The sequence below is a fragment of the Paenarthrobacter sp. 22069 genome (assembly GCF_052046035.1).
Classification (GTDB): Bacteria; Actinomycetota; Actinomycetes; order Actinomycetales; family Micrococcaceae; genus Arthrobacter.
Genome location: NZ_JBQEQF010000052.1, coordinates 1 through 6,288, shown reverse-complemented (window position 1 = coordinate 6,288; position 6,288 = coordinate 1). Strand labels below are relative to the sequence as shown.

4 protein-coding genes and 1 pseudogene are annotated in these 6,288 nt (G+C 60.0%); all 5 read left to right on the top strand.

The genetic code is table 11. From position 1 onward, the window contains the following. On the top strand, positions 1–884 hold an 884-nt coding region (locus ACTJK0_RS21275; protein ID WP_440746535.1), incomplete at its 5' end, for an alpha/beta hydrolase. Between the two features lie 257 nt (positions 885–1,141). Beyond that, positions 1,142–2,278 (top strand): bifunctional 2-methylcitrate synthase/citrate synthase, encoded by a 1,137-nt coding sequence (locus tag ACTJK0_RS21270; RefSeq protein ID WP_440746534.1) that lies wholly within the window; start codon positions 1,142–1,144, stop codon positions 2,276–2,278. Positions 2,279–3,498: 1,220 nt separating this feature from the next. Next, the gene (locus ACTJK0_RS21265) at positions 3,499–4,191 is read left to right on the top strand and encodes an 8-oxoguanine DNA glycosylase OGG fold protein (protein WP_223995481.1); all 693 of its coding nucleotides are present in this window, start codon (positions 3,499–3,501) and stop codon (positions 4,189–4,191) included. Positions 4,192–4,948: 757 nt separating this feature from the next. Continuing rightward, positions 4,949–5,314 carry a hypothetical protein gene (locus ACTJK0_RS21260; protein WP_223995483.1) on the top strand — a complete coding sequence of 122 codons (366 nt, stop codon included), beginning with the start codon at positions 4,949–4,951 and terminating at the stop codon, positions 5,312–5,314. A 71-nt stretch (positions 5,315–5,385) separates the two neighbouring features. Then, a pseudogene (locus tag ACTJK0_RS21255) lies at positions 5,386–6,274 on the top strand (IS5 family transposase). Positions 6,275–6,288 lie beyond the last annotated feature (14 nt).

Here is a 6,288-nt window from a genome sequence, read left to right as displayed (position 1 = left end):
TCAGCACCATCACCGTCGACCAGCTCCGGGAGATGTCCGCGGCACCGCTGCCTCCGGGAACGCCCGGACCGGAGCTCGCGTCCACGGAGGAGCGTCAGATTGACACGCCGAATGGCACTCTGAGCGTGCGGATCCATCGACCGCTTGGTGAGGGCCCCGTTCCGACGGTTGTCTTCATCCACGGTGGCGGTTGGGTCGTCGGCTCCCCGGCCGCTGTCGGGCCGGTGACAGAGCGCCTGTCCGCGTACCTGGGCGCGGTGGTAGTCAGCATCAGCTATCGGCTGGCACCCGAACACCCCTTCCCGGCCGGTTACGAGGATGCACTTTTCCTTACCCGCTGGGCGGCTGATAACGTCGGTGAGCTCGGCGGGCGCAGTGAGGCGTTCGCCATTGCGGGAGAGAGTGCCGGCGGAAACTACGCCGCAGCGGTGGCACTGGCGCTGCGGGACGAGGGGATCCTCGCGGGACAGCTTCTGTTCAACCCTGCAACAGACCTCGGCCCGACCTATCGCGATGCCGAGTCGTACCGCAAAGACCGCGACCCGGCGCTGCGCGCTGTCAACGTCGATTACAGCGTCCGTTCCTATCTTGGCGCTGAGTCCTCAACCGACTGGCGGGCATCGCCCATCGCCGCCGAGGATGTCGCGGGCGTGGCACCAGCGGTGATCGGCCTCTCCGGCAACGATCCGCTGCACGATCAGGGACAGGCCTACGCGGACAAGCTCAAAGCGGCAGGTGTGCCGGTCCAAGTGGCCGACTTCGCTGACCTCGTGCACGCCTACGCCGCACAGTCGTTCCTCGTTCCGGTCTGCAACGACGCCCTGGTCAAGACCTGCCGCGAGTTCCTTACGCTCATGAATTGGGTCACGCCCTCCACACCGTAAAGGCCGGAGCGGGCACTTCGCTCTGCCGACAGGGTCGGAAGATCAAGCTCTAGCGCCTGGGAACCCAGTGGGCACGCGGGGCTGAGATGCTCACCAGCGCCCAGCTCTACAAATTGGTGGATCATGAGGCGTGCAACCACTTTGACGCGGGGGTGTTCAATTTCCGGATCCCCGGAACCTGACATCCCGCCCTGGCACCACACCGGAACGCCGGCATTCGCCGGACACCAGGCTTTAGGAACAAAGGAGTTTCAGCAATGGCTGAAAATGAGATCAAAAAGGGCCTTGCCGGCGTCGTGGTGGACTACACCGCCGTCTCGAAGGTCAACCCTGACACCAACTCCCTGCTCTACCGCGGCTACCCGGTCCAGGAGCTGGCCGCCCGGTGCAGCTTCGAGGAAGTGGCCTACCTGCTCTGGAACGGCGAGTTGCCCACCTCGGAGCAGTTGGCGGAGTTCACCGCGAGGGAGCGCGCGGGCCGTGCCCTTGACCCGGTGGTCAAGCAGGTCATCGACGCGTTGCCGGTGACCTCGCACCCGATGGATGTCTGCCGGACCGCGGCCTCCGTGATGGGGGCCCGGCACGCGCAGGCAGAGGACTCCTCACGCGAGGCCAACATGGCCAAGGCCGTTGACCTGTTCGCCGCCATGCCCGCAGTGGTGGCCTACGACAGGCGCCGCCGCCACGGCCAGGACCTCGTGGAGCCGCGCGATGACCTGGGCTACTCGGCGAACTTCCTGTGGATGGCCTTCGGCGAGGAACAGGTACCGGAGGTGGTGGAGGCCTTCAACGTCTCGATGATCCTGTACGCCGAGCACTCCTTCAACGCGTCCACGTTCACCGCCCGCGTCATCACGTCGACGCTCTCGGACCTGCATTCGGCAGTGACCGGAGCCATCGGCGCGCTCAAGGGTCCGCTGCACGGCGGAGCGAACGAAGCCGTGATGCACACGTTCGACGAGATCGGCATCCGGCAGGAGGAGTCCCTCGAGGAAGCGGCGGCGCGGGCGAAGGCCTGGATGGAGGATGCCCTGGCCCAGAAGAAGAAGGTCATGGGCTTCGGTCACCGCGTCTACAAGCACGGCGATTCCCGGGTCCCCACCATGAAGGCTGCCCTGGACAAAATGATTGCCCACTACGGCCGCCCCGAACTGCTGGGGCTGTACAACGGCCTGGAAACGGCGATGGATGAAGCCAAGGCCATCAAGCCGAACCTGGACTACCCGGCGGGGCCCACCTACCACCTGATGGGCTTCGACACCCCCACGTTCACTCCCCTGTTCGTAGCCAGCCGGATCACCGGCTGGACCGCGCACATCATGGAACAGCTGGACTCCAACTCCCTGATCCGGCCGCTGAGCGAATACAACGGCGTGCAGGAACGGCACCTCTAACCGGCAGTCGCTACTGCCCGCAAATTCCTGCGGTGAGGCGCCGGATGATCACCCGGATCATCAATCATCGCAACGGCTACGGTGCCTCACTGCAGGCCTACAACAACCTGGAACATCAACTGGCGTAAGTTGAAGGGAGCGACAATGGATCTTCACCTACAACCAGATTGGCACCGGGCTCTGGCAGCGTGTTGAAATCTGGAAAGACGGTAAATTTTTCCGCAAGGGAACAGTCGAGGCCGTCATGCATGATGAGACAATTCTTTGGATTTCAGCGGACGCCGTATCGTCTCGACAGCTACTTCTCCGATGTGACGGATACCAGGTTTTTGCGCATTTTCGTCCCGAAGGTGAATCTGCTTAATTACTTTTAACCCCGGCGCAGATCATGGGGCCAAAATATTCTCGCCCTGCCCCCAAGGACGAGTCGCGGATTCCTATGTCCTGTCGGCGACACGTGGCCGGACGATTGTTCAACCTGCCGCGCTGGCCGAGGAGACTTCCACCGGGCCCGTCCGAATCGAGGACTTCATAACCGAAAACTTCAGTACAACATCCGCTCCCACCTCCCCGACTGACAGAAAGGAGCTGGTGCCCTCCCCAATGCGAGAACCAAAAATTTAGGCCAGTAACACCAGCGTGAGGAATTCCCCCGTGGGCCGCCGACCTGTGTCCTCGACGGACGTGTCTCATACCTTTGTGCCCTAAATCCCACATCAGCGGGAGAGCGTGCCCGATGCTCCCCTATTCTCGAGATCTGTTGCGTATGGCGCTGGGTCAGTTGACGCGAGAACGTCTGTGAGGGCACACCCCAACCTGACGTCAGGAAGGTAGAGGAGAAACCGTCAGAATAGGATCAGAACTCAACAATTTCTGACACAGGACGAAGAACGTCAAAGATCTCAACCTGACACACCTGACTGTCCTCGGGTTAACTGCCGAGTGAATTTGATGCGGAAAGCGTTCAGCTATAAAAAACCCCATACTTTGCGGTCCGGAGGCATGAGGCGGGGATTCGCGGGCGCCGAGTTGCTCCAACAAGAATCCAGCGAGCCATCGAACGGGTGCACTTTGATGGATCCCGTAGGGGCTGCGGAAGTTTTCCAGCCGGCTTAACTGCTCCTGCGCATACTGCACCGGCAAAAACGTACGCGTCCGATCAGAGACCATTTGCCGTGGCGTTGCTAATGCCGTTGGGTGGCATACGCAAAACTGGCAGCATGACGCCTGATGTTCCACCTCTCCTTGAAGGATTGCTGGGAGAAGAACCGAAACCGCAAAAATCCTTCCCCTGGCATCGCGATAAGTGGCGGAAGGAACTACATGACCTAGCTGACGTGCTCGAGATCCTGGACAAACTTCCGGATCGAGTTGACCGACAGTCTACGCGTGACGTTGTGTTGCACGAACTTGCTCAGGGGCGTGTGCTGTCTGCTTTCGTCCCTGCGATGATTTGGGGTTGGGGCACGACAGGTTTAGGTCCACTGCGTACTAGATGGGTACTGACCCAAACCGACGATAGGAGCGCGCCCGCCCGACATCTGCCAATTGACGCGTCTGTGGTCGAGCGGTTGGAGGCTGGTTCCCGAAAAGTCCGTGAGAACGGGCCGTTAGACGCCTTCAGGCTTATGAACAACGATGGCAGAATCAAGCATCTGGGCCCCTCGTACTTCACGAAATGGCTGTACTTCTGCTCGTCGTTGCAGGGGCCCGACGACGCCAACGCTGCCCCGATTCTCGATAAGCAAATAGTCCGTTGGATGCGCGAAAACGCGTTCATTCGCTTGAATCCCAACAAGTCCGCTTCATACGCGGAGTATCTGGAAACACTAGGCGTTTGGGGGGAGCGACATGGACGAACTCCCGTCCAGGTCGAGAAGGCGATATTTTCGCTCGCTACAGGCCGCGGCTGAATGCTCCTATGAAGAAAATCGTCCGCCGGATCTTCGGCCCGCAGCGACAATCGCCTTCGTCACCGCAGGGTGCCTGTACAACTGAAATGGGTATCGTACGGTGCGCCTGAATGTGCTGAGATCGTGAGGCAACGGCAAAATTGCCGGTCGGAGCAGAAATTCAGAACAGGATGTATCGATCGCTGCGGCCAGCACCTTGCCCATTGCCGGCCTAGAGTCTTGGCGGACTTTCCATGTATTCAGCGGGAGTACTGCTGGCCGGCATCTTCTCCAAGGCACCCGCTACCTCTAGCCAGGAGTGCCCGTCCCGGGAAGGGGATCTGCAGAGATGAGCTCCTGTTCTAAGCCGGGGCCAGAGCGTGCAGAAGTAAGTACGGATCTGACGCAAGTTAGTAGTGGCTCTAACTTGACCGTAGTTGTCCAGACCTTCCTGTAACCAATTCAACGACTCGGTGAAAGTGCTTTGAACGTGAAGTGCTGATCTATCCATGCGGAACGAGCAACTGATAGCCACACTCAATTTCTCGAGCTGGTGACATAGGTCACTAACTTCTCGGTATGGCTGACCCGAGTAACTGAAATTTTCCATCGCCTCCATGAACGCACCCATCGATACTATGCGTTAGAATCTTTTCAGGCGCCTTACGGGCGCGGAATAGCGAAAGGGAAAGAGGCAGCCAGGATGGCTTTCAAAGTTTTCGAGAAGGGGAGCGCTCCGGCGCCAACAGTCCCTACGGTAACGATCCAGAAGCGTGGCATGTTCTCACTGAACGAAGCCGCCTTTGCTTTGATCGACGAGCCGGAGGCTGTCGAGTTCCTATGGGATGAGGAGAACCAGCTCATAGCCATCCAAGCTGCCAAGTTGACCGATCCCAACGCCTACCCGACTCGCAGGCAGGGCCCCGCCGGAACAAAAGGGCAGAAAAAGGGCATCGTGTTGATCGCCGGCACGATGTTCACCAAGTTCATTGGCATAGATACGTCGATTGCAAAGAGGTGGGTCCCTGAACGCGACGAAAACATGCTGATCGTGGACTTGAAGAAGCCAGCACAGACGGTTGCATCCAACCGAAGGAGCGGTGAGGACGCGGCCGGTAAGGTCGCGGAGGACAGGGATGAGTGAGGCATGCGCCCGACGTGTTGACTAGGGCGTGTCTGCTAAATATTCGGCTTTGGATGTTCGAGGCTGGATGGATGCTTCGTGCGAATGTTATTTCAGATGAGTTGTGGTCGGTGATTGAGCCTGTAGTCGCGACTGCAGGGGGCCGGCGAGGGCGGCCCTGGAACGATCACCGTTTGACGCTTGAGGGTATTTGCTGGCGTTTTCGCACCGGTTCGCCGTGGCGTGACCTGCCGGTTAAGTTCGGTGCCTGGCAGTCGGTGTGGGAGCGCCACCGGCGGTGGTCTGTCGACGGGTCCTATGAGCAGATGTTCGCGGCGGTAAAGACGGCAACCGGTGCCCAGGACACGGAGTTGGAGTCACTGCTCTCCGTTGATTCGACCAGTGTTCGGGCACATCAGCATGCTGCCGGAGCGCCCAAGGTGACGGTCGATCCAGACCACACAGGGGGCAGTGCCGAGTTACAAGTTTCTGCCCAGCGAGCCGGCTGACCACGCGATCGGACGCTCTCGAGGCGGGCTGACAACAAAGATCCATGCTCTTACCGACCGGGCGTGCGCGCCTGTCACGATGCTGCTGACTCCCGGCCAGGCCGGTGATAATCCGCAACTGGTGCCCTTACTCGAAGCCCATAAGATTCAAGACGCCACGCAGTTCCGGCTGCTCGCCGATAAGGCCTACTCCCATCCCTCCACGCGCACCGAGTTGAGGTCCCGCCGGATCAGGCACACCATCCCGGAGCGCTCAGATCAGATTGAACGCCGGAAGGCCAAAGGCTCAGCCGGTGGAAGGCCACCGGCCTTCGATCAGGCAATCTACAAGGAACGCAACACCGTGGAACGCGGCTTCAACCGCCTCAAACACTGGCGCGGCATCGCAACCCGCTACGACAAGTACGCCACCACATTCCTCGGCGGGGTACTACTAGGAGCGATCACAACATTCCACCGAGTACACAATTAACAGACACGACCTAG